A 25,383-nucleotide genomic window follows, 5' to 3' on the forward strand; every position below is an offset into this window, starting at 1 on the left:
AACGGCCCAATGCTAAAATCCGCAACCACCCACTCGCCAACCGATTTCGCTCGATGCGCCAGCTCACTCTCGACCTGCTGCCGGAAAGTCCGCCCTCGCTGGACAATTTCGTCCCCGGCGCCAACGCCGAGACGGTCGCCGCGCTGACCGAATGGCTGGCCGGCAGTCGTCCGGACACATCGTTCTGCCTCTACGGCGAAGCCGGCTGCGGTCGCTCGCACCTGTTGCTGGCGAGCGGCTTCGCCTATGTCGACACGGCGCTCAATCCGTCGCTGACCGGGGTCGGCGCCAGCGAAGCGCTGGCCGTGGATAACGTCGACCAGCTCGATGCCGACGGGCAGATCGCCCTCTTCGCGCTGTTCAACCAGATGAAGATGGACGGCGGCCTGCTGCTCACCGCCGCGCCCCAGCCCCCGGCGCACCTGGCGCTGCGCGAGGACCTGCGCACCCGCCTCGGTTCCGGCCTGATCTACCGCCTGCAACCGCTGTCCGACGCCGAAAAGGCGGCGGCCATCGCCACCCTGGCCAGGGAGCGGGCGCTCAAGCTGTCGCCGGAGACGATCGGCTACCTGCTGCGCCACGTCTCGCGCGACATGCGCACGCTGGCCATGCTGGTCGTCGCCCTCGACCAATACACCCTCGAACAAAAACGCCCGGTCACGCTGCCCCTGCTGCGCGAACTGCTTTCCCTGGAACACGACGCATGAACCTCGCCCTTTTCGACCTCGACAACACCCTTCTCGCCGGCGACTCCGATTTCGAGTGGGCGCAATTCCTGATTTCCAAGGGCGTCGTCGACCGCGAACTGCAGGAAGCGAAGAACATCCGGTTCTACGAGCAGTACAAGGCCGGCACGCTCGACATCTACGAATTCCTCGCCTTCCAGCTCGCCCCGCTGGCCCGCCACGGCCGCGCCGAACTCGACGCCTGGCACCGCGAATACGTCGACCGCCACATCCGCCCGATCATGACCGTCAAGGCCCGCACCCTGGTCCTCGAACACCTGGCCGCCGGCGACCTGTGCGCCATCGTCACCGCCACCAACAGTTTCGTCACCGGGCCGATCGCCCGCGAATTCGGCATCCCGCACCTGATCGGCACCATCCCGGAAGTCGACGTGCAAACCGGCGCCTTCACCGGCCAGCCGACCGGCACGCCATCCTTCCAGGGCGGCAAGATCACCCGCGTCGACAGCTGGCTGGAATCGCTGGGCCTGTGGTGGGGCGCCTTCGACAACAGCTATTTCTACAGCGACTCGCACAACGACCTGCCGCTGATGCAGAAGGTGAAGACCCCGATCGCCGTCGATCCCGACGACAAGCTGCGCGCCCATGCCGCGGCCAGCGGCTGGGCCGTCCTGAGCCTGCGCTGAGACCATGCTGCGCATCCCTTTCCTGAGCCCGGAAGCGCCTTACGCGACCATCGCGCTGGCGCTGCTGCTGATGGTCATCCTCCGTCCGCTCAGGGCGATGCGCCCGTCGCTGATCAACACCAGCGTCTTCTTCCTCGCCTGCCTGATCGGCGACCTGCTGGCCGGGCTGGTTTCCGGCGGCTCGACCAGCCGGACAGCAGCCGGCTGGCTGCGTCAGCTGGCGGTCTTCGGCGAAGGCCTGGCGGTCATCCGCTTCGCCGGCCTGGCCTTCTTCAATGTCGCCCTGCCCCGCGTCAACCTGCGGATTTCGGGCATCCTCGGCGACATCCTGGTCATCGTCGGCTACGTCGGCTGGGCCTTCTTCCGCCTCAACCTCGCCGGCGTCGAACTCAGCCACCTGTTCGCCACCTCGGCCATCCTCACCGCCGTGCTGGCCATTTCGATGCAGGACACGCTGGGCAACCTGCTCGGCGGCGTCGCCCTGCAGATGGACAATTCGCTGGAAATCGGCGACTGGATACGCATCGACGACCTGTCCGGCCAGGTCACCGACATCCAGTGGCGCTTCACCGCCCTGCTCACCCGCAATGGCGAAAAGGTCGTCGTACCCAACAGCCAGCTGATGAAGGGGCGCTACTACGTGCTCTGCGACAAGCACCAGAGCCTGCCCGGCTGGCGCCGCAGCATCGGCTTCAACGTCGATCTCGCCATCCCGCCCGGCAAGATCATCGACCTGGTCCAGACCGACATCGCCGACGCCAACATCCCCAACATCGCGCTCCAGCCCGCGCCGAATTGCGTGCTGATGGATTTCGGCCCCGGCTACGCCCATTACGTGCTGCGCTACTGGCTGCTCAACCCGAAGCTCGACGACCCGACGGACTCCGACGTCCGGGTGCACATCCTGGCCACCCTGCAGCGCAACGGCGTTCGCCTGGCCACCGACGACCACACCATCCACCTCGTCGAGGAAGGCGCCAAGCATCGCAAGGAAGTGGAAAGCCGCGAGCTGCTGCGCCGCCTGCAGGCGATCGACGGCATCGAGTTGTTCACCCGCCTCTCCGACACCGAAAAACGCCACCTCGCCGAACACCTGGTCAAGGCGCCGTTCGCCCGTGGCGACATCATTACCCGCCAGGGAGCCATCGCCCACTGGCTGTACATCATGGTCAGCGGCGAGGCCGAAGCCTGGTGGCAGCCGCCGGAAGGCGCCCGCCGCCTGCTCGAAACGCGCGGCCCGGGCAGCGTCTTCGGCGAAATCGGCCTGATGACCGGCGCGCCGCGCCGGGCCACCGTGGTCGCCAGCACCAACGTCGAGGCCTACCGCCTGGACAAGGCCGGCTTCCAGTCCATCATCGAGCAACGCCCGGAGCTGGCCGACATGCTGTCGAGCATCCTCGAACGCCGCCTGCAGCGCTTCGCCGAACTCGAACAGGGCTACACCCAGGGGCAGAACGAACTGGTCCGCAACACCCCGGGCAGCGCCGATATCGGCCGCAAGATTCGCGACTTCTTCGGACTCAATTGACGGCGCCTCGGCAAAATCCGTGAATAATCACCGACTTCCGGTAAAATCCCATCTTTTTGCAGCGCCTGCGCGCCGCCTGAACGGTAATACGTGATCCGCAAACTCATTTCCCGCGTCTTCAGCGGCAAGAAACCTACCGCCAACCGCCACGAACCGGCCGTCATCCCCGTCGCCAAGCACGGCATCACCCGCGACCGCATCAGCAGCGGCAGCCGGCGCGTCTGCGAGACGCTGCAGGGCCACGGCCACAAGGCCTACGTCGTCGGCGGCGCCGTGCGCGACCTGCTGATCGGCGCCGAGCCCAAGGACTTCGACGTCGCCACCGACGCCACGCCCGAGGAAGTGCGCCGCTACTTCCGCCGCTCGCGCATCATCGGCCGCCGCTTCCAGATCGTACACGTCATGATGGGCCAGGAAACGCTGGAGGTGACCACCTTCCGCGGCGCCCTCGGCGACGATGCGAAGAAGGACGAGCACGGCCGCGTGCTGCACGACAACGTCTTCGGCTCGCAGGCCGAGGATGCCGCCCGCCGCGACTTCACCGCCAACGCGCTGTACTACGACCCAGCCACCGAGGCGGTGATCGACTACCACCACGGCGTCGGCGATCTCAAGCAGCAGACGCTGCGCATGATCGGCGAGCCGCGCGCCCGCTACCGCGAAGACCCGGTGCGCATGCTGCGCGCCGTCCGCCTCGCCGCCAAGCTCGGCCTCTCCATTGACCCGGAAGCGCGCAAGCCGATCCGCGAAATGGCCGAACTGCTCGAAAACGTGCCGCCGGCCCGCCTGTTCGACGAAATGCTCAAGCTGCTGACCTCGGGCCACTCGGTCAAGTGCCTGACCCAGCTGCGCGACGAGGGCCTGCACCACGGCCTGCTGCCGCTGCTCGACGTCATCCTCGAACAGCCGCTCGGCGAAAAGTTCGTCATGCTGTCGCTGGCCAATACCGACGAGCGCGTACGGCGCGGCAAGGGCACCTCGCCCGGCTTCCTGTTCGCCACCCTGCTCTGGCACGAGGTGCTGGCGCACTGGGAAAAGCTCAAGGCCAAGGGCGAGCCGAAGATTCCGGCACTGTACACGGCGATGGACTCCGTCCTCGACGTGCAGGGCGAAAAGCTCGCCATCACCCGCCGCATCGCCGGCGACATCAAGGACATCTGGGCCCTGCAGCCGCGCTTCGAACAGCGCGCCGGCAAGCGCCCCTACGCCCTGCTCGAACAGCCGCGCTTCCGCGCCGGCTACGACTTCCTGGTGCTGCGCGCCCAGGCCGGCGAACTCGACATGGAAATCGCCGACTGGTGGACGCGCTTCCAGAACGCCGAGGGCGACAAGCGCGCCGACATGCTGCTGCCGGAACAGGCCGGCGACAAGAAGAAGCGCCGTCGCCGCAAGAAACCGGCCGGCGGCTCCGGCCCCGCCGCCAGCGCATGAACACCGCCTACGTCGCGCTCGGGGCCAACCTCGGCGACCCGGCCAGCACGGTGCGCGCGGCCTTCGCCGCGCTGGCCAACCTGCCGGACAGCCGCATCGTCCATAGCTCCTCGCTGTACCGGACGGCGCCCGTCGGCATCGCCGACCAGCCGGAATTCGTCAATGCCGTGGCCGAGCTCGAAACCGGCCTGGCGCCCGAAGCCCTGCTCGACGCCCTGCTCGAGATCGAACAGCGCTTCGGCCGCATCCGCGCCGAGCGCAACGGCCCGCGCACGCTGGACCTCGACCTGCTGCTCTACAACGACCAGTACCTCGACCTGCCGCGCCTGACCCTGCCGCACCCGCGCCTGCACCTGAGGGCCTTCGTGCTCCAGCCGCTGGCCGAAATCGCCCCCGACCTGAAAATCCCCGGGCGCGGCACCGTCGCCGCCTGGCTGCCGGCCGTCGCCAACCAGGGCATCGTCAAGCTGTGAACCTGTTAGGCCTGCACATCCCCGTGCTGTGGCAGACGGTGATTCTGCTGGCCTTGTCGAACGTCTTCATGACCTTCGCCTGGTACTCGCATCTCAAGAACCTCAACGACCGGCCGTGGTGGATCGCCGCGCTTCTTTCCTGGGGCATTGCGCTGTTCGAGTATCTCCTCCAGGTGCCGGCCAACCGCATCGGCAATACCGAGCTCGACCTCGGCCAGCTCAAGATCCTGCAGGAAGTCATCACCCTCGCCGTGTTCGTGCCCTTCGTCGTCTTTTACATGAATCAGCCGCTCAAGCTTGACTACCTGTGGGCGGCTCTGTGTATCCTAGGCGCCGTCTACTTCGTCTTCAGGACCTGAATGTCTACTCAAGTCGTCACCCGCCGCCTGACCCAGGGCGATCTCGCCAAGCTCTACGCAGCCGGCGAGAAGGTCGTCATGTTCACCGCCTACGACGCCAGCTTCGCGCGCCTGCTCGACGGTGCCGGCGTCGAGTCCCTGCTCATCGGCGACTCGCTGGGCAACGTGATCCAGGGCCATGACACCACGCTACCGGTCACTGTGGCCGACATCGCGTATCACACCGCCGCCGTCAAGCGCGGCTCGGACCGCGCCTTCATCATCGCCGACATGCCTTTCGGCAGCTACCAGGAATCGCCGGAACAGGCTTTCCGCAACGCCGCCGCGCTGATGGCCGCCGGCGCCCAGATGGTCAAGCTGGAAGGCGGCGGCGACATGGCGAAGACCGTCAAATTCCTGGTCGACCGCGGCATTCCCGTCTGCGGCCACCTCGGCCTGACACCGCAGTCGGTGCACGTCATGGGCGGCTACAAGGTGCAGGGCAAGGGCGAAGCCGCCGCCCAGCGCCTGCGGGACGATGCGCTGGCATTGCAGGAAGCCGGGGCGACGATGATCGTCCTCGAAGCCATTCCCGCCGTGCTCGCCGCCGAAGTCACGGCCATGCTGCACATCATCACCATCGGCATCGGCGCCGGCAAGAACTGCTCGGGCCAGGTGCTGGTCGTGCATGACGCCTTCGACATCCCGCCCGGCAAGAAAGCCAAGTTCGTCCGCAACTTCATGGACGGCGCCAGCTCCGTGCATGACGCCGCCTGTCGTGCCGTGGCCGCCGTCAAGGGTGGCAGCTACCCCGGCCCGGAACACACCTACGCGGCCTGATCCGGAACGGCCGGGCGCCAGACCCGGCCTTCCCACGCAAGAGACTCCAACCATGCACATCCATTCCGCCATCGCCGACCTGCGTTCGGCCTTGAAGAACCGCGGCCGCATCGTCTTCGTGCCGACCATGGGCAACCTCCACGCCGGCCACATCAGCCTGATGGAGCAGGCCCGCGCCCACGGCGACACGGTGGTCGCCTCGATCTTCGTCAACCGCCTGCAATTCGGCCCGAACGAGGATTTCGACAAGTACCCGCGAACGTTTGCCGACGACTGCGCCAAGCTGGCCGCCGCCGGCGTCGACGTGCTGTTCGCGCCGACCGAGGCCGATCTCTACCCCGAGCCGCAGGAATATGTCGTCGAACCGCCGGCCATCCAGAACGTGCTCGACGGCGAGTTCCGCCCCGGCCACTTCCGCGGCGTCGCCACCGTGGTCACCAAGCTGTTCAACATCGTCCGGCCGGATGCCGCGCTGTTCGGCAAGAAGGACTACCAGCAGCTGATGGTCATCCGCAACATGACCCGCCAGCTGGCCATGCCGATCGCCATCGTCGGCGGCGAAACGGTCCGCGCTGCCGACGGGCTGGCGCTATCGTCGCGCAACGGCTACCTGAGCGAAACCGAACGCGCCGAGGCGCCGCGCCTGTATCGCCTGCTCAACGAAATCCGCGATGCGATCCGCCAGGGCGAGGCCGATACGCTCAAACTGGAAGAAAAGGCGATTGCCGAGCTCAATGCCGCCGGCTGGAAAACCGACTATGTTGCGATCCGGCAACAGGCCGACCTGGCTATGCCGAAAGGCGTAAACGCCCCACTGGTGGTGCTTGCCGCCAGCCGCCTGGGAACGACGCGACTCATTGATAACATTGAGATTTGACCCGGCAGCAAAATCCATAATTACAGCCCGTTGACAGAGGGGATATTGTCGCTACAATGCGCTTCCCCCAACCTTCTGGATGAGTGAAACCATGCAGAGAACAATGCTGAAATCCAAGCTGCACCGCGTGACTGCAACCCACGCCGACCTGCACTACGAGGGTTCCTGCGCCATCGATGAAGACCTGCTCGAGGCAGCCAACATCAAGGAATACGAACAGATCGACATCTGGAACGTAAATAACGGCGAGCGTTTCACGACCTATGCCATCCGCGCCGAACGCGGATCGGGCGTCATCTCGGTCAACGGCTCGGCTGCCCGCCGCGCCGCCCCGGGCGACATCCTGATCATCGCCACTTTCGCCGTGTACAACGAAGTCGAGCTGGCCAAGCATGAACCCGACCTGATCTACGTCGATTCGCAGAATCGCATCGTGCGTCGCGGGCACAAGATTCCGGTCCAGGCCGCCGCCTGATCGCGAATTAATTCACGCCCCGAAAAAACCCGCCGCATGGCGGGTTTTTCTTTTCTGTACAATGCCCTGCAAAAATTCACACACCAAAGTTGGAGACAAACAATGGGCGTTGTTTTCGCAAAGACCCAGAAAGGGCATGACGAAATCGCCACGAAGGCCGGAGGGCTGTCGCCGCGCGTGCGACGAATCCTGATCTTCGTCGATGGGAAGCGTTCGGTCGAGGAGCTGCGCGGCATGATCCTCGCCGACGACCTGCAGCACACGCTGGGCATGCTCGAGGAAGAAGGCTACATCGAGTTCCACGACCTGAAGGGAGTGCCGCCGGCTGCCGCTTCGCCGCTTCCGGCCAAGCTGCCTTCGATCACGGCCTTCGGCGACCTGCCGGCCGAGCCGGACCCGGTTCGCCTGCAGATGGCGCGCAATTTCATGACCAACACGCTCAATGCCTTCGTCGGTTCGCTGGGCACCAGCGGCCTGCTCGACCGCATCGACAAGAGCGGCGGGCACCAGGAACTGCGCAACCTGTACGACGAGTGGTATCACGCCATCGTGATGTCGCGCGACGGCAAGCGCGAAGCCGAGTCGCTGCGCAGCAAGCTGCTCAACGTCATCTAGCCCGGGGCAGCCAGCCCAAAAAGAAAGGCAGCCGAGGCTGCCTTTCCGTGTTTGCTCAGCCTTCCGCCGTATCGGCGGCCTTCGGCTTGCGCGGGCGCGCCGGTCGCTTGGCCTTGGCAGGCTTGGCGTCGCCGGCGGCTGCCTCGGCGGGCGGTGCGGATTCGACGACGGCTTCGGCGACCTCCGACGACGCGCTCTTGCGCGGACGACGGCCGCCGCGGCTCGGCTTGCTTTCCGCCTCGGGCGCAGCGGCCTCGGCTGCGGGCGTCACCTCGGCTGCCGGAGCGGCCTCGACAACGCTCGCCACTTCCTTGCCCCGACCGCCGCGACCGCGCCGCGCATCGCGACGCGGCTTGGTGTCGGCGGCATCGCCCGCCGCTGCCGCGACGGCGGCCGGCGCCGCTTCGACGACCGGCTCGGGCTCGGCCACGGGAGCCGTTTCAGCCACTGCTTCGCTGGCCGGCACGCGTTCGCGATCCCGGCCGTTGCGCCCGCGGCGACCGCCACGGCGGCGCTGGCTGCTTGAGGCCTCGGACTCCGCTGCCGCCATCTCGCCTGGCGCGGCAAGCGGTTCGCCAACAACGGCGACCGCCGCCTCGGCGACAACCGCCTCGACCGGCGCTTCGCCCTCGACGACCAGCGCCGGCCGTGACGGCGCACGGAAGACGAAAGCCCCCTTGTCGTCGCGGCCGAAGCCGAGCAGGCCGCGGCTCGCCGCCTCTTCCAGCAGGTTGCCGAAGCTGCGGAAACCGTAATAGCTTTCGTTGAAACCCGGGTTGCGGCGCTTGACCACTTCCTTGAGCACGGAGGCCCAGATGCGTTCGCTCTCGCCGCGATCGGCAATGAGATCGCCAAAGGTGGTGGAAACGATATCGACGGCCTTGGCCTTGCGCTCCTCCTGCTTCTCGCTGCGGCGGGCTTCCTCTTCCGGCGAACGCTTCTCGCGCTCGCGGCGCTGGCCGCCCCGATGCGCCTCGCGGTCGCGGACCAGGTCGTCGTAATAGATGAATTCGTCGCAGTTGGTGATCAGCAGGTCGGAACAGCTCTGCTTGACGCCGACGCCGATCACTTTCTTGGCGTTCTCGCGCAGCTTGGAAACGAGCGGCGAGAAATCGGAATCGCCGGAAATGATCACGAAGGTGTCGACGTGCGACTTGGTGTAGCACAGGTCGAGGGCATCGACGACCATGCGGATGTCGGCCGAGTTCTTGCCCGACTGGCGGACGTGCGGGATTTCGATCAGTTCGAAATTGGCCTCGTGCATCGCGGCCTTGAAGCCCTTGTAGCGCTCCCAGTCGCAATAGGCCTTCTTGACGACGATGCTGCCCTTGGCGAGCAGGCGCTCGAGAACGGGGCGGATATCGAATTTTTCGTACTGTGCGTCGCGCACGCCGAGGGCGATGTTCTCGAAGTCACAGAAGAGCGCCATGCTGGCGGTGTCGTTGGATGCGGCCATGAAATGCTTTCAGCTGTAGGAGGCCGGAGTATACCGCCTCGCCACGCCGCCGGCTGCGTGGAAGCCCCTTCCACGATGCGGGACAAGAGCCCATGCCGATGGCAAGCATCGGGCGTATGATGAAGTTGCTGCAACGCAGCACCCGCAGCGTCGCAGCAAGCCGGCGGAGAACCGGCACCGTCTCAGGGGTTTCGCATGAACAGCATGCTCACCATCGACGGCAACGAAGCCGTCGCCAACGTGGCCTACCGCGTTTCCAAAGTGATCGCCATTTATCCGATCACGCCCTCGTCCGGCATGGGCGAACTGTCCGACGAATGGGCCGCCCAGGGCCGCAGGAACCTGTGGGGCACCGTCCCCGCCGTCGTCGAGCTGCAATCCGAAGGCGGCGCCGCCGGGGCCGTCCATGGCGCGCTGCAGGCCGGCGCCCTGGCCACCACCTTCACGGCGTCGCAAGGCCTGCTGCTGATGATCCCCAACATGTACAAGATCGCCGGCGAACTGACGCCGACCGTATTCCATGTCGCCGCCCGCGCCGTCGCCACGCATGCGCTGTCCATCTTCGGCGACCATTCCGACGCGATGGCGACGCGCGGCACCGGCTTCGCGCTGCTCGCCTCGAACTCGGTGCAGGAAGCACAGGACATGGCGGCCATTGCCTCGGCCGCGACGCTGGCCGGGCGCATCCCGGTGCTGCATTTCTTCGACGGCTTCCGCACCTCGCACGAAGTCGCCAAGATCGCGCCGCTGGCCGACGATACCCTCAAGGCCCTGTTCGACCCGGCGCAGATCGACGCCCAGCGCCGCCGCGCCCTGTCGCCGGAACACCCGGTGCTGCGGGGCACGGCACAGAACCCGGACACCTTCTTCCAGTGCCGCGAGGCGCAGAACCCGTGGTTCGATGCCTTCCCCGGCATCGTGCAGCGGATCATGGAGCGCTTCGCCGGGCTGACCGGGCGCGCCTACCGGCTGTTCGATTATGCCGGCGCGCCGGATGCCGGGCGCGTCATCGTGATGATGGGCTCCGGCGCCGAAACCGTGCAGGAAACCGTGGACGACCTGAATCTCCGCGGCGAGAAGGTCGGCCTGCTCAAGGTCCGCCTGTATCGGCCGTGGGCGCCGGCAGCACTGCTCGCCGCCCTGCCCCCGACCGTGCGCACCGTCGCCGTGCTCGACCGCTGCAAGGAAGCCGGCGCCGACGGCGAACCGCTGTTCAAGGACGTACTGGTCGCGCTGGCCGAGGACGCGGCAGGCGCGACGCCCCGCTTCCCCGCCATGCCGCGCGTGATCGGCGGCCGCTACGGGCTGGGCTCCAAGGAATTCACGCCGGCCATGGTCGTTTCCGTTTTCGCCGCCTGCGCCGAGGCATCGCCGCAGCGCCGCTTCACGGTCGGCATCCGCGACGATGTCACCCGGCTGTCGCTGCCCTTCGATCCCAGCTTCCGCACCGCGGCCGCCGGCGCCCATTTCGCCGCCGTCTTCTACGGCCTCGGTTCGGATGGCACGGTGTCGGCGAACAAGAATTCGATCAAGATCATCGGCGACGAAACCGCTCTCCATGCCCAGGGCTATTTCGTCTACGACTCCAAGAAGTCCGGTGCGATGACCGTGTCGCACCTGCGCTTCGGCCCGCAGCCGATCCGCTCGGCCTACCTGACCGGCGACGGCGATGCGCGCTTCGTCGCCTGCCACCAGCCGCACTTTCTCGACAGCCACGACCTGCTGGCGCACGCCGCGCCGGAAGCCGTCTTCCTGCTCAACACCGAGGTGCCGCCCGAGCAGGCCTGGCATCGCCTGCCGGCACGCGTCCAGCGGCAGATGATCGCCAGGAACATCCGCTTCTACGTCATCGACGCCTACCGGGTGGCGCATGAAGCCGACATGGGCCGACGCATCAACACCGTGATGCAGACCTGTTTCTTCGCCATTTCCGGCATCCTGCCCCGGGAGCAGGCCATCGCCGCGATCAAGCGCGCCGTCGACAAGACCTACGGCCGCAAGGGCCGGCGCATCGCCGAATTCAACTACCGCGCCATCGACCGGACGCTGGCCTGCCTGCATCGCGTGGCGCTTCCCGAAACGGCCTCGGCCCTTGAGCCGCCCAGCCCGCCGACGGCCGCCGACGACTTCGTCCGGCGCGTCACCTTGCCGCTGATCGCCGGCCATGGCGACCGGCTGCCCGTTTCGCTGTTCCCGGTCGATGGCACCTGGCCGACCGGTACGGCGCGCCATGAAAAGCGCAACCTGGCGCTGGAAATTCCGGTCTGGGACGAAAAACTGTGCACGCAATGTGGCAAGTGCGTCTTCGTCTGCCCGCATTCGGCGATCCGCGCCAAGGTTTTCACGCCAGCCCAGGCCGCCGGCGCGCCGCCCACCTTCAAGCACGCGCCGGCGCGCAGCAAGGACTACCCGGCCGGCACGCAGATGAGCTACCAGGTGGCGCCCGAGGACTGCACCGGCTGCACGCTGTGCGTCGAGGCCTGCCCGATCCGCGACAAGTCGGACATCTCGCACAAGGCCCTCGACATGGCCGCCCAGCCGCCCCTGCGCGCCGCCGAGGCGGCGAACTGGGAGTTCTTCCTGACCCTGCCCGACCTCGAGCGGCAGCACGCCAAGCGCACCGCCCTGCCCGGGGCCATGCTGCTGCAGCCGCTGTTCGAGTTCTCCGGCGCCTGCGTCGGCTGCGGCGAGACCCCGTACATCCGGCTGGCCACGCAGCTGTTCGGCGACCGCATGCTGGTCGCCAACGCCACCGGCTGTTCGTCGATCTACGGCGGCAACCTGCCGACCACGCCGTATGGCAAGGATGCCGACGGTCGCGGCCCGGCCTGGAGCAATTCTCTCTTCGAAGACAACGCCGAGTTCGGCCTCGGCATGCGCCTGGCCACCGACCAGCTGGCCGACGCGGCGCGCACGCAGCTGCAGGCCCTGGCGGCGCAACTCGATCCGGCGCTGGTCAGCGGGCTGCTCGAAGCGGAGCAGCGCAGCGACGCCGGCATCCAGGCGCAGCGCGAACGGGTGGCCGAGCTGCTCGCCGCGCTGCAGGCCATCGCCACGTCCGAAGCGGCCCAGCTGGCGGCGCTGGCGGAATACCTGGTCCGGCGCAGCGTGTGGATCGTCGGCGGCGACGGCTGGGCCTACGATATCGGCTTCGGCGGCCTCGACCACGTGCTGGCCTCGGGGCAGGACGTCAATATCCTGGTCCTCGACACCGAGGTCTATTCCAACACCGGCGGCCAGAATTCCAAGGCCACGCCGCTCGGCGCCGTCGCCAAGTTCGCCGCCGGCGGCAAGCCGAACCGCAAGAAGGACCTGGCGCGCATCGCCATGGACTACGAAAACGTCTTCGTCGCCCAGGTCGCCTACGGCGCCAAGGATGTGCATACGCTGAAGGCCTTCCTCGACGCCGAAAGCTATCCCGGCGTCTCGATCATCATCGCCTACAGCCCGTGCATCGCGCATGGCGTCGATCTGTCCTGCAACCTGCGCCAGCAGGATCTGGCGGTCAAGTCCGGCCACTGGCCCCTGCTCCGCTACGACCCGCGCCGGCGCGAACAGGGCCTCAACCCGCTGACCGTGGATAGTGCCGCGCCGTCGATCCCTTATCGCGACTTCGCCCGGCACGAGGCCCGCTTCACGGTGCTGGAGCGCTTGCGCCCGGAAGCGGCCGGACGCTTGATGGATGAAGCCGAAACGGCGGCCCGCCACCGCCATCGGGAATACACCGACCTCGCCGCACTGGCCCTGCCCGGCGCCGAAACGCCTGCCGCAGAGGAGAACAGCAATGCCTGACCTGAGCACCCGCTACCTCGGCCTGTCCCTGAAGAACCCGATCGTCCCGTCATCCACCCCGCTCACCCGCGACGCCGATGCGCCGCTCCACCTCGAAGACGCGGGCGCCGCCGCCATCGTCATGCACTCGCTGTTCGAGGAGGATGTGCGCAACGACGAAAGGATGATCGAGCGCTTCCTGATCCATCCCGAATCCTTCGGCGAAGCGAGCGGCCACTTGCCCGGCCGCCGCGACTACGAAAGCAAGCTCGACCGCTACCTGGCACAGGTCGGCTACCTCAAGGAACGCCTGGAGATTCCCGTCGTCGCCAGCCTGAACGGCGATTCGCTGTCCGGCTGGGTGGGACTCGGCCGCGAACTGGAGGCGGCCGGCGCCGACGCGCTGGAGCTCAATGCCTGGCACCTGCCGGGAACGGTGTTCGAGACCGCCGGCGGGATCGAAGATCGCTACATCGCCTTGCTCACCGAGTTGAAGGCCGCCGTCCGGATACCCGTCTGCCTCAAGCTGTCCCCCTTCTTCTCGGCCCTGCCCAATTTCGTCCGCCGCGCCGAAAAGGCCGGGGCCGCCGGCGTCTCGCTGTTCAACCGCTTCTTCCAGCCGGACATCGACCTGGCCAGCCTGACGGTGGTCGACCGGGTCCAGCTCTCGAGCTCGGCCGACGGCCTGCTGGCCATGCGCTGGATCGCCATCCTGCGCGGCCAGACGCCGATCACGCTGGCCGCGTCGGGCGGCATCCACAACACGGCCGACGCGCTGAAGATGCTGCTCGCCGGCGCCGATGTCACGCACGTGGCGAGCGGCCTGCTGCTCAACGGCCCGCCCTTGATCTCGCAGATGCTGCAGGACATGGAACGCTGGCTCGCCGAGCACGAATACGGCTCGCTCGAACAGCTCAAGGGGTCGATGAGCCAGCGCAAGCACCCCAATCCCTCGGCCTATGCCCGGAGCGCCTACCTGAATGCCATCGACAGCTTCACGCCACCCGCCGGAGTCCGCTACTGAGCAGGATTTCGACACATTCTTGCCGCATTTTTAGCAGGCATCAAAGCCGCACCCCACTCCCCCAACCTACCATCGACCCGCCAAACAATTTCCGAAAGGGGGAAAGACAATGAGTGGCGCTTTCACTAAGTCGATGGCGCGGAACATTTTCTACGGGGGGACGATTTTCTTCTTCCTGTTGTTCCTTGCGCTGTCATTCGATACTCATTCGCAACTGCCGAAGCGCGACATGCGGGCCAACATCACGCCGCAAATCGCCGAAGGCAAGAAGCTGTGGGAAGTCAATAACTGCATCGGTTGCCACACCCTGATGGGTGAAGGTGCCTACTTCGCTCCGGAACTGGGCAACGTCGTCGTCCGCTACGGCGACGAAGGCGTCAAGGCGTTCATCCAGAGCCGTCCGAAAGAAGGCATCCCGGGTCGCCGCAGCATGCCGCAGTTCAACTTCACCGACGAGCAACTGAATGCCATCGTGGCCTTCCTGAAGCACGTCAATTCGATCAACGACGCAAACTGGCCGCCTAACAGCCAGGGCTGATCGACAGGAGAACTGAACATGCAATTCAAATCCCAAGCGGTTGCAAAACCCTATTTCATCGCGGCAATCGGCCTGTTCGTCGGTCAGATCCTGTTCGGCCTGATCCTCGGCCTGCAGTATGTGCTCGGCGACTTCCTGTTCCCCGCCATTCCGTTCAACGTGGCCCGCATGGTCCACACCAACCTGCTCATCGTGTGGCTGCTGTTCGGCTTCATGGGCGGCGCGTACTACATGATCCCGGAAGAATCCGAGACCGAACTGTTCAGCCCGAAACTGGCGCTGATCCTGTTCTGGACCTTCCTGATCGCCGGCGCGCTGACCATCGTCGGCTACCTGGCGGTTCCGTACGCCACGCTGGCTGAACTGACCGGCAACAACATCCTCGAGACCATGGGTCGCGAGTTCCTCGAACAGCCGCTGCCGACCAAACTCGGCATCGTCGTCGTCGCGCTCGGCTTCCTGTTCAACATCACCATGACGGTGCTGAAGGGCAAGAAGACCTCGATCTCGATCGTGCTGCTGCTCGGCCTGTGGGGTCTCGCCGTCTTCTTCCTGTTCTCCTTCTACAACCCGGTGAACGTCGTTCTCGACAAGTTCTTCTGGTGGTGGACGGTGCACCTCTGGGTGGAAGGCGTATGGGAACTGATCCTCGGTTCGTTCCTGGCCTTCGTGCTGATCAAGACGACCGGTGTTGACCGTGAAGTGATCGAAAAGTGGCTGTACGTCATCGTCACCCTGACGCTGATCACCGGCATCATCGGTACGGGTCACCACTACTTCTGGATCGGTACGCCGGAATACTGGCAGTGGTGGGGTTCCATCTTCTCCGCTCTGGAACCGATCCCGTTCTTCGCCATGACCGTCTTCGCCTTCAACATGGTGAACCGTCGTCGTCGCGAGCACCCGAACAAGGCCGCCGTCCTGTGGGCCCTGGGTACCGGTGTGATGGCCTTCCTGGGCGCCGGCGTGTGGGGCTTCCTGCACACCCTGGCTCCGGTCAACTACTACACCCACGGCACGCAGATCACCGCCGCTCACGGCCACATGGCTTTCTATGGCGCCTACGCCATGGTCAACCTGATGATGATCTCCTACGCCATGCCCATCCTGCGCGGCCGTGCTGCCAACAGCAACAAGTCGCAAGTGCTGGAAATGTGGTCGTTCTGGCTGATGACGGTCGCCATCGTGTTCATCACGCTGTTCCTGACCGCCGCCGGTATCCTCCAGGTGTGGCTGCAGCGCGTTTCCGACGCTCCGCTGCCGTTCATGGTGGCCCAGGACAAGATCGCCCTGTTCTACTGGATGCGTGAATGGGCCGGCGCTGCCTTCCTGATCGGCCTGATCATCTACATCGCCAGCTTCTTCGTGGGCGGCGACGAGAAGGAAGCCGCGTAAGCGACGATTCCTCCCGGTAGCACCCAAAGGCGCGGCTCTTCGGACCGCGCCTTTTTTATTTGGGGCAGATCAAGGTTTGGGAACCGGCAAAATCCTACGATGGCAACCATGCCTGAACCCATTCTCATTCCATCCGCCGAAGCGCCGCCCGCCCGCCGCCTGCCCGGCGACCTGGCCATCTGGTTCTTCATCCTGGCCGAGATGCTCGCCTTTGCCGTGTTCTTTTCCGCCTATGCCTTTGCCCGGGCCAGCCACGTCGAGGAATTCAACCTCTACCAGCAGACGCTGGACCGCAACCTCGGCGCGCTGAACACCTTTCTGCTGATCACCGGCTCGTGGTTCGTCGTGCTGGCCGTACAGGCTGCCCACCAGGACAAGGGGCCGGCCATCGCCCGCAACATCCTGCTCGGCTGGCTGTGCGGCGGCGGCTTCCTGGTCGTCAAGGTCATCGAATACTCGGCCAAGTTCGGGGCCGGCATCTCGATGTCGACCAACACCTTCTACATGTTCTACATCTCGCTGACCTTCTTCCACTTCATGCACGTCATCCTCGGCATGGTCATCCTGACCGTGCTCTGGGTGCAGGCGCGCAAGGGCGTCTACGGCAGCCACGACGCGCACGGGCTGGAAAGCGGCGCCGCCTACTGGCACATGGTCGACCTGCTGTGGATCGTGCTCTTCCCGCTCGTTTATGTGATGCGCTGACCATGGAACTGCTCAAGAACCCCGCCCATCGCGCCTGGATCGTCCTGATGATCGCCACCGTCATCACCTGGTACCTCGGTGAAGTCGGTGCCGCCGGCACCACGTCCATCGTCGCCATGCTGGTCATCGCCTTCGTCAAGGGCCGGCTGGTCATCCTCGACTTCATGGAACTGCGCGAAGCCCCGCGGATGTGGCGCATCCTGCTCGAGGGCTGGCTTATACTCGTCTCCAGCCTGATTCTGCTTGCTTACTGGATTTCCCTCAAATGACCGAACTGCCCTTCTACGAACCTTCCGGCAACGAAATTTCCCTGTTCGAACACGCCTTCAACCAGCGCCTGCCGCTGCTGATCAAGGGGCCGACCGGCTGCGGCAAGACCCGCTTCGTCGCCCACATGGCGGCGCGCCTGAAGCTGCCGCTGTACACCGTGGCCTGCCACGACGACCTGACCGCCGCCGACCTCGTCGGCCGCCACCTGATTTCCGACAAGGGCACCTACTGGTGCGACGGCCCGCTGACCCGCGCCGTGCGCGAAGGCGGCATCTGCTATCTCGACGAAGTGGTCGAGGCGCGCAAGGACACCACCGTCGTGCTGCACCCGCTGGCCGACGACCGCCGCATCCTGCCCATCGACCGCACCGGCGAGACGCTGGAAGCGCCGCCCAACTTCATGCTCGTCGTGTCGTACAACCCCGGCTACCAGAACCTGCTCAAGGGCCTGAAGCCCTCGACCCGCCAGCGTTTCGTGTCGATGAGCTTCGACTTCCCGAGCGCCGAGCGCGAAACCTCGATCCTGATCGGCGAAACCGGCTGCGACGCCGATCTGGCCAAGCGCCTGGTCGGCATCGCCAAGGCCTTCCGCGCCCTCAAGGACCGCGATCTGGAGGAAGTGGCCAGTACCCGCCTGCTGGTCTATGCCGCAACCCTGATCAAGTCCGGCTTCGACGTCTCCGCCGCCTGCCGCGCCGCGCTGGTCGAAACGCTGACCGACGAGCCGGAAACGGTCGAGGCGCTGATGGAAATCGTCAATGCCACGTTCGGACGCTGACACCGGTTTCGACGAAAAGATTCCCGGCCAGAACCTGGCCGTGATCGCCGAGGCGCTGTTCCTCGGCAACCTGCTCGTCGCGCCCGGCGTCTGCTTTGCCATCCTGCTCTGGCTGTGGCAGCGCAACAAGGGCGATGCCCCGCGGCTCGCCCGCCAGCATCTCAAGCAGGCCACCTACGTCAGCCTGTGGGGCGGTTTGCTGATCGTCACGCTGAGCACCCTGTTCATCGCCCTCGGCGGCCTGCATCAGGAATGGACCTGGGTGGCCGTCATCCTGTACTTCACCTGCATCCATTCGACGCTGGTCCTGTTCGGCATGTTCGCGCTGGTCAAGGCACTGGCCGGGCAAGTCTGGCGCTTCCCGCTGATCGGCCCGGCCATCGACCGCGATCCGGCATGAAGAAGCCGGCCTTGCAACGCGCCCGCCTGCTGGCGCAGATGGGCTTTTTCACGCTGTTCACGGTGACGCCGATCTTCGACCTGTTCCGCTACGACCTGACGGAAAAGCACGCCTATTTCCTGACCATGCCGTGGCACCTGGGCATCGACGAGCTGATCGCCGGCACCGGCGATCCGAAAACGGCCGCCATCAACATCATCCTTTTCCTGTTCCTGCCGGTGCTCGGCACGCTCGCCCTGATCATCGGCGTCGCCTGGAAATGGGGCCGCCTGTATTGCGGCTGGCTGTGCCCGCACTTTTCCGTGGTCGAAACCATCAATCGCCTGATGCTGTTCGCCACCGGCAAGCATTCGGTCTGGGACAAGAAACAGGTGCCGCCCTGGGAGCCGGATGGCACGCCGATGCCGCGCGACTGGCGTTACTGGTTTGCCGTCGTCCCGGCCGCCGTCGGCTTCGCCTTCGCCTGGGCCGTCGTCGGCCTGACCTACCTGATGCCGCCCTTCCAGGTCTATGGCGGCCTGCTCGACTTCACGCTGCTGCGCGGCGAGGTGATCTTCCTGTGCGCGGCGACCACGGTGCTCAGCCTCGAATTCCTCTTCGCCCGCCACCTGTTCTGCCGCTACGGCTGCGCCATCGGCATTTTCCAGAGCTTCGCGTGGATCGTGAACAAGAAGGCGATGGTCGTCGGCTTCGAGCGCAAGCGCCTGACCGACTGCGCCAGCTGCCTCGATGGCCACGGCCGCTACGGCGCTAGCCGTTTCGGCACCCCCAATGCCTCGCTCGCCGAAGCCCTCGCTGCCTCCGGGGTCGCATCCACGGGGCCTCGCCCCGTGGAACCTGCTCCGCCCTCCGGCAGCGCCTGCGACGCCGTCTGCCCGATGCGCCTGAAGCCGCGCAACGTCAAGCGCTGGATGTTCGCCTGCACGCAATGCGGCCAGTGCATCTCGGCCTGCGCGACGACCAACCGGGACAACCCGAACGGCCAGCTCCTGCGCTGGGTCAGCGGCGGTGCCGCACAACGCAACGAGGCTGGTTTTTCAGCCTTATCAAATACCGACGAAGACGCCGGAGGCAAAATCTAACCCATGGAAGAATTCATCGGAAAAATCTGGCACAACTGGGTCACCAAGGCCGCAGGCGGCCACTACCCGCAAGCCGCGGTCAAGCTGGTCGACGTCGAGAAGACGGCGGGCATCCTGTTCCGCGCCTTCGGCGGCGACCCCGGCCTCAAGGTGGCCGCCGCCACGGCCGAGCAGCACGGCGCCCGCCGGCGCTGGCTGGAGCGCCTGGCCGGCAGCAACGAAAAAGTCTCGCCGGCCCGCCGCGATGCCGAAACCCTGCGCCTGCCGCCGGAGATCGCCGCCTTCCCCGAGAAATCACTGAACCGCGATCTCTACCTGTGGCTGTCGGCCATCGCGGCCTGCGACATCGCCCCGGGCAAGCCCTGGTTCCAGCGCAACCAGATAGCCGCCCAGACCACGCTGCAGCGCTACCCCGGGCTGCGCCAGCGCTACGAACGGCTGGTCGAGGCGCATCTCGCCAGCCGCATTCCGGCCGCCGAGATGCAGCCCGACGAGGCGGCGCAGGAGGACGCGTTGCGCCAGGCCTTGCGCGAGCCGGGCAGCATCGACGGCCTGCCGCCCCTGAATTCCAGGAAATCGCGGCCGCCGCAACCGGTGCTGCTCTGGCTGGTCGCCGCCGAGGAGCGGAGCGCCGGGCGGGTTGCCGACCCCGGCGAGGAACTGCCGCCGGAGGGCAGCGGCAATACCGAGGCGACGAAGGAAGCGCACAAGGCCGAGCAGGTCGAGACGCCCGACAACAAGAACCCCATGCTCGCCATGTTCCGCGCCGAGAGCCTGCCGACCTGGGCCGAGTACGTGCGCGTCAACCGCGCCTTCGACGAAGACGAGGACCCGAACGCCAAGGATGCCGCCAAGGATCTCGACCGGCTGTCGCTGATCCGCGACGGCCAAACCGCCAAGTCGCGCGTCAAGTTCGACCTCGACCTGCCCTCGGCCGCCGAGGACGACACGCCGATCGGCCCGGGCATCGCGTTGCCGGAGTGGGACTATCGCAAGTCGCTGATGCTGGAAAAGCACTGCCTGCTGCAGCCGATGATCGCCCGCGATGCCGAACCGGCCGCCCTGCCGCAGGAACTGGCCGCCACCGCGAAGAAGCTGCGCGGCCAGTTCGCCGCCCTCGCCCCGCAACGGCGCTGGCTGAAGGGGCAGCCCGACGGCCCGGAGCTCGACGTCGACGCCTGCGTGCGCAACCATGCCGACCGCGCCTCGGGGCACACCCCGGAAAGCGGCGGCTATCTCGCCCAGGCCCGTTGCGAACGCGACCTGGCCTGCCTGCTGCTCGCCGACCTGTCGATGTCGACCGATGCCCCGATCTCGGACAGTCACCGCATCGTCGACGTGATCCGCGATTCGCTGCTGCTTTTCTCCGAAGCGCTGACCGCCACCGGCGACCGCTTCGGCATCTACGGCTTTTCCTCGCTGCGCCGCCAGAACATCCGCTTCCACCTGCTCAAGGACTTCGGCAAGCGCTACGATGCCGCGGCACGCGGGCGCATCCTGGCCATCAAGCCGGGCTATTACACCCGGATGGGGGCCGCCATCCGCCAATCGGCCAGCATCCTGGCCGAACAGCCGGCCAGCCGGCGCCTGCTGCTGATCATCACCGACGGCAAGCCCAACGATCTCGACCTGTACGACTCACGCTACGGGATAGAAGACACCCGGCTGGCCGTCCACGAAGCGCGCGCCATGGGGCTGACGCCTTTCTGCGTCACCATCGACCGCGAAGCCGGTGCCTACCTGCCCTATCTGTTCGGCCCGGCCGGATTCTGCGTCATCCGCAAGCCGGAGGAACTGCCGCGGCGACTCCCCCTGCTCTACGTGCAGCTGACCCGACATTAATAGTTCCTAATAGGTATTGCCAAAGAACTAGCTCGGTGCCACCATCGGCCGTCCTCGTTCAGGCACGATTCATCATGCATGGAAATCACCCCATCAACATCGAAGCTCTACTGACCCACGTACCGCTTTTCAACAGCCTGGCGCCTGAGGAAATCTCGCGGATCGCCAAGAGCACGCGCGAAATCCACGCCAGCAAGGGAGATATTCTTTTCCACAAGGGCGACCCCTGCTCGGGCTTCCATCTGCTGGTCTATGGTCAGATCAAGCTGGCCTTCACGTCGCAGCAGGGCAGCGAAAAGGTCGTCGAAATCCTGACCCAGGGACAGAGTTTCGGCGAAGCCATCATGTTCATGGACAAGCCCTACATCGTCTTCGCCCAGGCCCTGACCGACTCGCTGCTGCTGCACGTGTCCAAGGCGGCCGTGTATGAAGAACTGCAGCGCGACCACAATCTCTGCCGCAAGATGCTGGCCGGCATGGCCATGCGCCTGCACCAGCTGATGACCGACGTCGAGTCGTATTCGCTGCACTCCGGCAAGCAGCGGATCATCGGCTACCTCCTCCGCGAGCTTCCCGAAGCAGACCACGAAGGCATCAATGTCGCCGTCACCCTGCCGACCAACAAGGGCGTCATCGCCTCCCGCCTCAACCTGACCCAGGAACACTTCTCGCGCATCCTGCACGAACTGACCGAACTCGGCCTGATCGTCGTCGAGGGCCGGAAGATCCACATTCCGAGCGTGGTCAAGCTGCGCAAGCACGAAGGCTGACCGCAAGGTCGGCACTGGCCGTGCCAACCGGGGGCAACCGCATGGCTGCCCCCGATCGCAATGACTGAACCCGTTTAGTCGACGATCAAGGTACCGTTCTTAATCAAGGTCTTGAGCAGGGTCGCCTCGTCGCCGGCCGCAACCCCGGTCGCCGAATAGAGGTTCACACCGTCCAGCACGATTCGCTGATCCTCGGCACCGGACGCATACGTACCGCCAGAGAAGCCACCCGTCTTGCTGATCCGCAACTCCGTGTTGCCACCGCTGACATTGACGTCGATATAGGTCAGCAGATCGTCGATTTCGACCGAGCTGACCCCGCTACCCGAGTTCGAAGAGGTTGTACGCTCGCCGACCAGAAGATCTCGCAGGTCGAGCACATCACCCCCTCCCGTCGGCGCACCGGAGCCGTTATCGACGTTGCTGTAGCCGCCGCCGTAATTGAAATCGGTGACATGGTCGACCGCCGGCGCTCCCGGCGCGCCGCTATCGGCAAGACGCCAGGCAAAGGTGTCGGCGCCCGAACCACCGGTCAGCGTGTCGTCGCCGCCGCCACCGATGATGTAGTCATTGCCCGCGCCACCTGAAATGGTGTTGGAACTGGCATTCCCTTCGATGCGGTTGGCGGCAGAATTGCCGGTCAGATTGATCGCTCCGCCATCGAAGGCGGTCAGGTTCTCGAAATTGGCGGCCAGCGTATAGTTGGTTCCGGCATTGGCCGCGACGTAGGTCGAATCGAGCTGGATCGTATCGATCCCCTGCGAGACCAATTCGGTCAGGGTATCCCCCGTATCGGACAAACGGTAGACGTCGTCGCCGAGACCGCCGATCAGCGTGTCGCTGCCCGGGCCGCCAATCAGCAGGTCATTGCCGTCGCCACCTTGCAGATTGTCGTTGCCGGCGCCGCCATCAAGCTGGTCTGCCCCGCCATTGCCGATCAGCGTGTCGTTGCCGCCGTTGCCGGTCAGGAAGTCGCGGCCGGCACCGCCCGTCAGGGTGTTGTTCGTAGCGTCGCCATCAAGGATGGCCCCGGTACGCAACATCCACTGGCTGGTTGCCGTGTCGTAGACCAGATCCTGAATCCGGGGATCGGTGATGGTCGGTGCGGTCTCGTTGGTAAACATCGCGGTATTGGAAAGCGACATCGTCTCCCAAGTCCCGGAACTGCTCGCCTTGTATTCGATACGCAGGCGGGCATTGCCGCCCTGCTCCCAGTAAAGCAACTCCAGTTCCTGGAGGCCGCCAGCCAGGTTACCCAGTTGCACGCTGTTGAAAACACGTGTCGTCGGTCCCTGATTGCCATCGTATTCGATCAGGGTCTGCCCCGCCACTTGCAGCCGGAAACCGTCATCGGCCGTGACCCGGAAGTCGTACGACCCGGGCTGAACGTAGAACTTCCCGGAAAGGCGAATTGCAGCATCGGTGGTCTGCCCAAGGCCGGACGTTCCGTTGGTATTGAGCGCGCCGGTCTGCACAACCCCCGTTCCCAAATCCTGATCCAGGAAGTTGCTGAGCGCACGGGTAGTCGAATTCGCGTTATTGTCCTTGGCCAACAAGCCGCTCCCCGCCGCAACGGCCTGATTGGAGCCCAACGACGAGTTCACGGTGGGATTGAAGCCGTAATCCAGAGCCCGCGCCCTGAAGGAAACATCAGCCACGTTGCTGGCCGCGCTGCCCGCCGTTCCCACGATATTGCCGCCACCACCCGCCACGTTCCGGCCGTCAATGATCTGGTACAGATCCTCAACGGCATTGAGGTTGCCTGCCTCGGAATGCAGCCCGAAGGTTGCGGTACCGTCGTCGCCATGGCTCCGCGTTCCGGCTCCAACGGTTCCGTTGTAGCCGTAATACTCCCCGTTCAGGCCGGAAGCGGCGCCAGTTAGCGGGGTTACGGTCGGCGGCGGCGCGACAATGTCGAGCGCACCATTGACGTTGATGCTCAAGGTCGCAAGATCGCTTCCCCCCTGGCCATCGCTAATCGTGTAGGTAAAGACATCCTGCACGACCTGTCCCGCCATCAGGTTCTGAACCGCCACACTGCTGTTGTTCAGGACGTAGTCGTAACTACCGTCGGAGCGCAAGGTCAGCGTACCGTAAGTTCCCACCAAGGCAGCGCCAACGCTGCCTGCCGTGCCACTACCACCTTCCGAACCGGTTCGAATGGCGACCACGTTCAGCAAATCGCCTTCCGGATCGCTGTCCCGACCGGATGCCGCCAGCGCGCTCTGAATGACGCCATTCGCCGCATTCACATTGAGCGTGGTGACGCCATCCTCGGTCACCGTATTGGTATCGTTTTGCGCGACCGGCGCATCGTTGACCGGCGTCAGCGTGATGTTAAGCGTCGAGGTCGCCGTGTTGGCGCCGTCGGTGACGGTATAAGTCACCTGGGGCACGGAACCGTTGTAGTTGAGCGATGGCGTGAAGGTATAGCCGCCATCGGTATTGACCACCAGCGAACCGACACCCGGCAGGTTGACCGCGCTGGTACCGGCCGGATAAGTCACGCCATTGACCACGAACTGGGTCACGCTCAGCGTGTTGCCATCGGCGTCGGTATCGTTGCTCAACACGTTGCCGGTGACCACGGTGTCTTCCGGTGCGGTCCGGTTATCGATGACGGCAACCGGCGGCGAATCGTTGTCGACGATCGTAGCGGTGCCCGTCGCCGAAGCATTCAGGGTCGTACCGGCTGTTCGCGTCGCGGTCAGGGTAAACGTTTCATTCGCCTCGTCGAGAATGTCATTCACGATGGGCACGCGAACCAGGATGCTGGTCGAACCGGCCGCAATCGTCGCCGAGGTACCGGTCGTCCAGGTCGCCCCGCCGTTGGTCGAATACTGCAGCGCTGTCGTGTAATCCGCCGGGGCGGTCGCCGTGCCGTTGGCCAGGCTCAGGCTGACCGTTGTCGGCGCCGCACTGGCGTTCGACAGGCTGACCGTGAAGACGGCATACGGATCGCTTTCCGGATGCGACACGCTATTCACGGCCAGCGTCGGCCGGTCGTCGTTGTTGCCGCCAAGGCCAGTGCCGTAGTCGGCGATGGTGGTGGAGACGCTGCCGGTGGCGATGGTGGCGTTGCTCGGGGAAGTGAGATTGACGACGTAGGTTTCGTTGCCTTCGAACACCGTGTCGTTGGTGACGGCAACGGTGATGGTCTTGGTCGTTTCGCCCGGGGCGAAGGTCAGTATGCCGCTGTTGGCGGTGTAGTCGCTACCGGCCAGGGCCGTGCCGTTGGCGGTGCTGTAGCTGACGCTGACCGACGAGGCGCTCGGATTGGACAGGGTCACGGTGTAGGTGACCGTGCCCACCGCTTCGTTGACCAGGTCCGGACCAGCGATGCTCAGCGTCGGGGTGCCATCGTTGTCGGTGATGGTGCCGGTGCCGACGACCGGTGCAGCGT

23 protein-coding genes are annotated in these 25,383 nt (G+C 65.5%); 21 read left to right on the forward strand and 2 right to left on the reverse strand.

Translation table 11 applies throughout. From position 1 onward, the window contains the following. The first annotated feature begins 53 nt into the window (after window positions 1-53). The 10 genes from hda to Q0P59_RS11910 all read left to right on the forward strand — a co-directional run bounded on the left by hda (window position 54) and on the right by Q0P59_RS11910 (window position 7,949). The gene (hda, locus tag Q0P59_RS11865; protein WP_295006673.1) at window positions 54-707 is read left to right on the forward strand and encodes a DnaA regulatory inactivator Hda; all 654 of its coding nucleotides are present in this window, start codon (window positions 54-56) and stop codon (window positions 705-707) included. Then, a complete protein-coding gene (locus Q0P59_RS11870) occupies window positions 704-1,372 on the forward strand; it encodes an HAD family hydrolase (RefSeq protein ID WP_295006674.1) in 669 nt (222 codons plus the stop codon). The genes hda and Q0P59_RS11870 overlap by 4 nt, the downstream gene beginning before the upstream one ends. A 4-nt stretch (window positions 1,373-1,376) precedes the next feature. Beyond that, entirely contained in the window at window positions 1,377-2,900 is a 1,524-nt protein-coding gene (locus tag Q0P59_RS11875) for a mechanosensitive ion channel family protein (RefSeq protein ID WP_295006675.1), read from the forward strand. A 90-nt stretch (window positions 2,901-2,990) separates the two neighbouring features. Next, a complete protein-coding gene (pcnB, locus tag Q0P59_RS11880; protein WP_295006676.1) occupies window positions 2,991-4,331 on the forward strand; it encodes a polynucleotide adenylyltransferase PcnB in 1,341 nt (446 codons plus the stop codon). Next, complete coding sequence (gene folK / locus Q0P59_RS11885; RefSeq protein WP_295006677.1) at window positions 4,328-4,804, forward strand: 2-amino-4-hydroxy-6-hydroxymethyldihydropteridine diphosphokinase; 477 nt, start codon at window positions 4,328-4,330, stop codon at window positions 4,802-4,804. The genes pcnB and folK overlap by 4 nt, the downstream gene beginning before the upstream one ends. Further along, window positions 4,801-5,163, forward strand: a complete 363-nt coding sequence (locus tag Q0P59_RS11890) for a DMT family protein (RefSeq protein ID WP_295006678.1) — start codon at window positions 4,801-4,803, stop codon at window positions 5,161-5,163. Before folK ends, Q0P59_RS11890 begins: the two co-directional genes overlap by 4 nt. Beyond that, window positions 5,164-5,982: a 3-methyl-2-oxobutanoate hydroxymethyltransferase gene (gene panB, locus Q0P59_RS11895; RefSeq protein ID WP_295006679.1), complete on the forward strand. Its 819-nt coding sequence runs from the start codon at window positions 5,164-5,166 to the stop codon at window positions 5,980-5,982. Window positions 5,983-6,034: 52 nt separating this feature from the next. Then, window positions 6,035-6,859 (forward strand): pantoate--beta-alanine ligase, encoded by an 825-nt coding sequence (panC, locus tag Q0P59_RS11900; protein ID WP_295006680.1) that lies wholly within the window; start codon window positions 6,035-6,037, stop codon window positions 6,857-6,859. 91 nt (window positions 6,860-6,950) lie between these two features. Further along, window positions 6,951-7,334 (forward strand): aspartate 1-decarboxylase, encoded by a 384-nt coding sequence (gene panD / locus Q0P59_RS11905; protein WP_027459146.1) that lies wholly within the window; start codon window positions 6,951-6,953, stop codon window positions 7,332-7,334. 102 nt (window positions 7,335-7,436) lie between these two features. Further along, a complete protein-coding gene (locus Q0P59_RS11910; RefSeq protein WP_295006681.1) occupies window positions 7,437-7,949 on the forward strand; it encodes a hypothetical protein in 513 nt (170 codons plus the stop codon). Between the two features lie 55 nt (window positions 7,950-8,004). Here the strand turns inward: Q0P59_RS11910 and Q0P59_RS11915 are convergent, their stop codons facing one another. Beyond that, window positions 8,005-9,405: an NYN domain-containing protein gene (locus tag Q0P59_RS11915; RefSeq protein ID WP_295006682.1), complete on the reverse strand. Its 1,401-nt coding sequence runs from the start codon at window positions 9,403-9,405 to the stop codon at window positions 8,005-8,007. Between the two features lie 195 nt (window positions 9,406-9,600). Between Q0P59_RS11915 and nifJ the strand changes: the two genes are divergently transcribed. The 11 genes from nifJ (at window position 9,601) to Q0P59_RS11970 (ending at window position 21,980) form a co-directional block, all read left to right on the forward strand. Next, entirely contained in the window at window positions 9,601-13,197 is a 3,597-nt protein-coding gene (gene nifJ / locus Q0P59_RS11920) for a pyruvate:ferredoxin (flavodoxin) oxidoreductase (RefSeq protein WP_295006683.1), read from the forward strand. Then, window positions 13,190-14,200 carry a dihydroorotate dehydrogenase-like protein gene (locus tag Q0P59_RS11925; RefSeq protein ID WP_295006684.1) on the forward strand — a complete coding sequence of 337 codons (1,011 nt, stop codon included), beginning with the start codon at window positions 13,190-13,192 and terminating at the stop codon, window positions 14,198-14,200. The genes nifJ and Q0P59_RS11925 overlap by 8 nt, the downstream gene beginning before the upstream one ends. Window positions 14,201-14,309: 109 nt before the next feature. Next, window positions 14,310-14,738, forward strand: a complete 429-nt coding sequence (locus Q0P59_RS11930) for a cytochrome c (RefSeq protein WP_295006685.1) — start codon at window positions 14,310-14,312, stop codon at window positions 14,736-14,738. A gap of 18 nt (window positions 14,739-14,756) precedes the next feature. Beyond that, on the forward strand, window positions 14,757-16,133 hold the full coding sequence (locus tag Q0P59_RS11935; protein ID WP_295006686.1) for a cbb3-type cytochrome c oxidase subunit I: 1,377 nt from the start codon (window positions 14,757-14,759) through the stop codon (window positions 16,131-16,133). Window positions 16,134-16,241: 108 nt separating this feature from the next. After that, window positions 16,242-16,838, forward strand: a complete 597-nt coding sequence (locus tag Q0P59_RS11940; protein WP_295006687.1) for a cytochrome c oxidase subunit 3 family protein — start codon at window positions 16,242-16,244, stop codon at window positions 16,836-16,838. Window positions 16,839-16,840: 2 nt separating this feature from the next. Then, on the forward strand, window positions 16,841-17,107 hold the full coding sequence (locus Q0P59_RS11945; RefSeq protein WP_295006688.1) for a cytochrome C oxidase subunit IV family protein: 267 nt from the start codon (window positions 16,841-16,843) through the stop codon (window positions 17,105-17,107). Continuing rightward, window positions 17,104-17,886: a CbbQ/NirQ/NorQ/GpvN family protein gene (locus tag Q0P59_RS11950; RefSeq protein WP_295006689.1), complete on the forward strand. Its 783-nt coding sequence runs from the start codon at window positions 17,104-17,106 to the stop codon at window positions 17,884-17,886. Before Q0P59_RS11945 ends, Q0P59_RS11950 begins: the two co-directional genes overlap by 4 nt. Further along, complete coding sequence (locus Q0P59_RS11955) at window positions 17,867-18,286, forward strand: hypothetical protein (RefSeq protein WP_295006690.1); 420 nt, start codon at window positions 17,867-17,869, stop codon at window positions 18,284-18,286. Before Q0P59_RS11950 ends, Q0P59_RS11955 begins: the two co-directional genes overlap by 20 nt. Further along, window positions 18,283-19,368 (forward strand): 4Fe-4S binding protein, encoded by a 1,086-nt coding sequence (locus Q0P59_RS11960; protein ID WP_295006691.1) that lies wholly within the window; start codon window positions 18,283-18,285, stop codon window positions 19,366-19,368. Before Q0P59_RS11955 ends, Q0P59_RS11960 begins: the two co-directional genes overlap by 4 nt. 3 nt (window positions 19,369-19,371) lie before the next feature. Next, window positions 19,372-21,210, forward strand: a complete 1,839-nt coding sequence (locus Q0P59_RS11965) for a VWA domain-containing protein (protein ID WP_295006692.1) — start codon at window positions 19,372-19,374, stop codon at window positions 21,208-21,210. A gap of 74 nt (window positions 21,211-21,284) precedes the next feature. Further along, window positions 21,285-21,980 (forward strand): Crp/Fnr family transcriptional regulator, encoded by a 696-nt coding sequence (locus Q0P59_RS11970; protein WP_295006693.1) that lies wholly within the window; start codon window positions 21,285-21,287, stop codon window positions 21,978-21,980. A gap of 74 nt (window positions 21,981-22,054) precedes the next feature. Here the strand turns inward: Q0P59_RS11970 and Q0P59_RS11975 are convergent. Next, the coding region (locus tag Q0P59_RS11975) for a Calx-beta domain-containing protein (protein ID WP_295006694.1) at window positions 22,055-25,383 on the reverse strand (3,329 nt) is incomplete at its 5' end.

The sequence above is a fragment of the uncultured Dechloromonas sp. genome (assembly GCF_945957265.1).
In the GTDB taxonomy this organism is placed as follows: domain Bacteria; phylum Pseudomonadota; class Gammaproteobacteria; order Burkholderiales; family Rhodocyclaceae; genus Azonexus.

Excerpts from the sequence above, each read along its gene's own strand:
- hda (WP_295006673.1), top strand. The coding sequence starts at position 54 with ATGCGCCAGCTCACTCTCGACCTGCTGCCGGAAAGTCCGCCCTCGCTG.
- Q0P59_RS11870 (WP_295006674.1), top strand. The coding sequence starts at position 704 with ATGAACCTCGCCCTTTTCGACCTCGACAACACCCTTCTCGCCGGCGAC.
- Q0P59_RS11875 (WP_295006675.1), top strand. The coding sequence starts at position 1,377 with ATGCTGCGCATCCCTTTCCTGAGCCCGGAAGCGCCTTACGCGACCATC.
- folK (WP_295006677.1), top strand. The coding sequence starts at position 4,328 with ATGAACACCGCCTACGTCGCGCTCGGGGCCAACCTCGGCGACCCGGCC.
- panB (WP_295006679.1), top strand. The coding sequence starts at position 5,164 with ATGTCTACTCAAGTCGTCACCCGCCGCCTGACCCAGGGCGATCTCGCC.
- panC (WP_295006680.1), top strand. The coding sequence starts at position 6,035 with ATGCACATCCATTCCGCCATCGCCGACCTGCGTTCGGCCTTGAAGAAC.
- panD (WP_027459146.1), top strand. The coding sequence starts at position 6,951 with ATGCAGAGAACAATGCTGAAATCCAAGCTGCACCGCGTGACTGCAACC.
- Q0P59_RS11910 (WP_295006681.1), top strand. The coding sequence starts at position 7,437 with ATGGGCGTTGTTTTCGCAAAGACCCAGAAAGGGCATGACGAAATCGCC.
- Q0P59_RS11915 (WP_295006682.1), bottom strand. The coding sequence starts at position 9,405 with ATGGCCGCATCCAACGACACCGCCAGCATGGCGCTCTTCTGTGACTTC.
- nifJ (WP_295006683.1), top strand. The coding sequence starts at position 9,601 with ATGAACAGCATGCTCACCATCGACGGCAACGAAGCCGTCGCCAACGTG.
- Q0P59_RS11925 (WP_295006684.1), top strand. The coding sequence starts at position 13,190 with ATGCCTGACCTGAGCACCCGCTACCTCGGCCTGTCCCTGAAGAACCCG.
- Q0P59_RS11930 (WP_295006685.1), top strand. The coding sequence starts at position 14,310 with ATGAGTGGCGCTTTCACTAAGTCGATGGCGCGGAACATTTTCTACGGG.
- Q0P59_RS11935 (WP_295006686.1), top strand. The coding sequence starts at position 14,757 with ATGCAATTCAAATCCCAAGCGGTTGCAAAACCCTATTTCATCGCGGCA.
- Q0P59_RS11940 (WP_295006687.1), top strand. The coding sequence starts at position 16,242 with ATGCCTGAACCCATTCTCATTCCATCCGCCGAAGCGCCGCCCGCCCGC.
- Q0P59_RS11945 (WP_295006688.1), top strand. The coding sequence starts at position 16,841 with ATGGAACTGCTCAAGAACCCCGCCCATCGCGCCTGGATCGTCCTGATG.
- Q0P59_RS11950 (WP_295006689.1), top strand. The coding sequence starts at position 17,104 with ATGACCGAACTGCCCTTCTACGAACCTTCCGGCAACGAAATTTCCCTG.
- Q0P59_RS11955 (WP_295006690.1), top strand. The coding sequence starts at position 17,867 with ATGCCACGTTCGGACGCTGACACCGGTTTCGACGAAAAGATTCCCGGC.
- Q0P59_RS11960 (WP_295006691.1), top strand. The coding sequence starts at position 18,283 with ATGAAGAAGCCGGCCTTGCAACGCGCCCGCCTGCTGGCGCAGATGGGC.
- Q0P59_RS11965 (WP_295006692.1), top strand. The coding sequence starts at position 19,372 with ATGGAAGAATTCATCGGAAAAATCTGGCACAACTGGGTCACCAAGGCC.
- Q0P59_RS11970 (WP_295006693.1), top strand. The coding sequence starts at position 21,285 with ATGCATGGAAATCACCCCATCAACATCGAAGCTCTACTGACCCACGTA.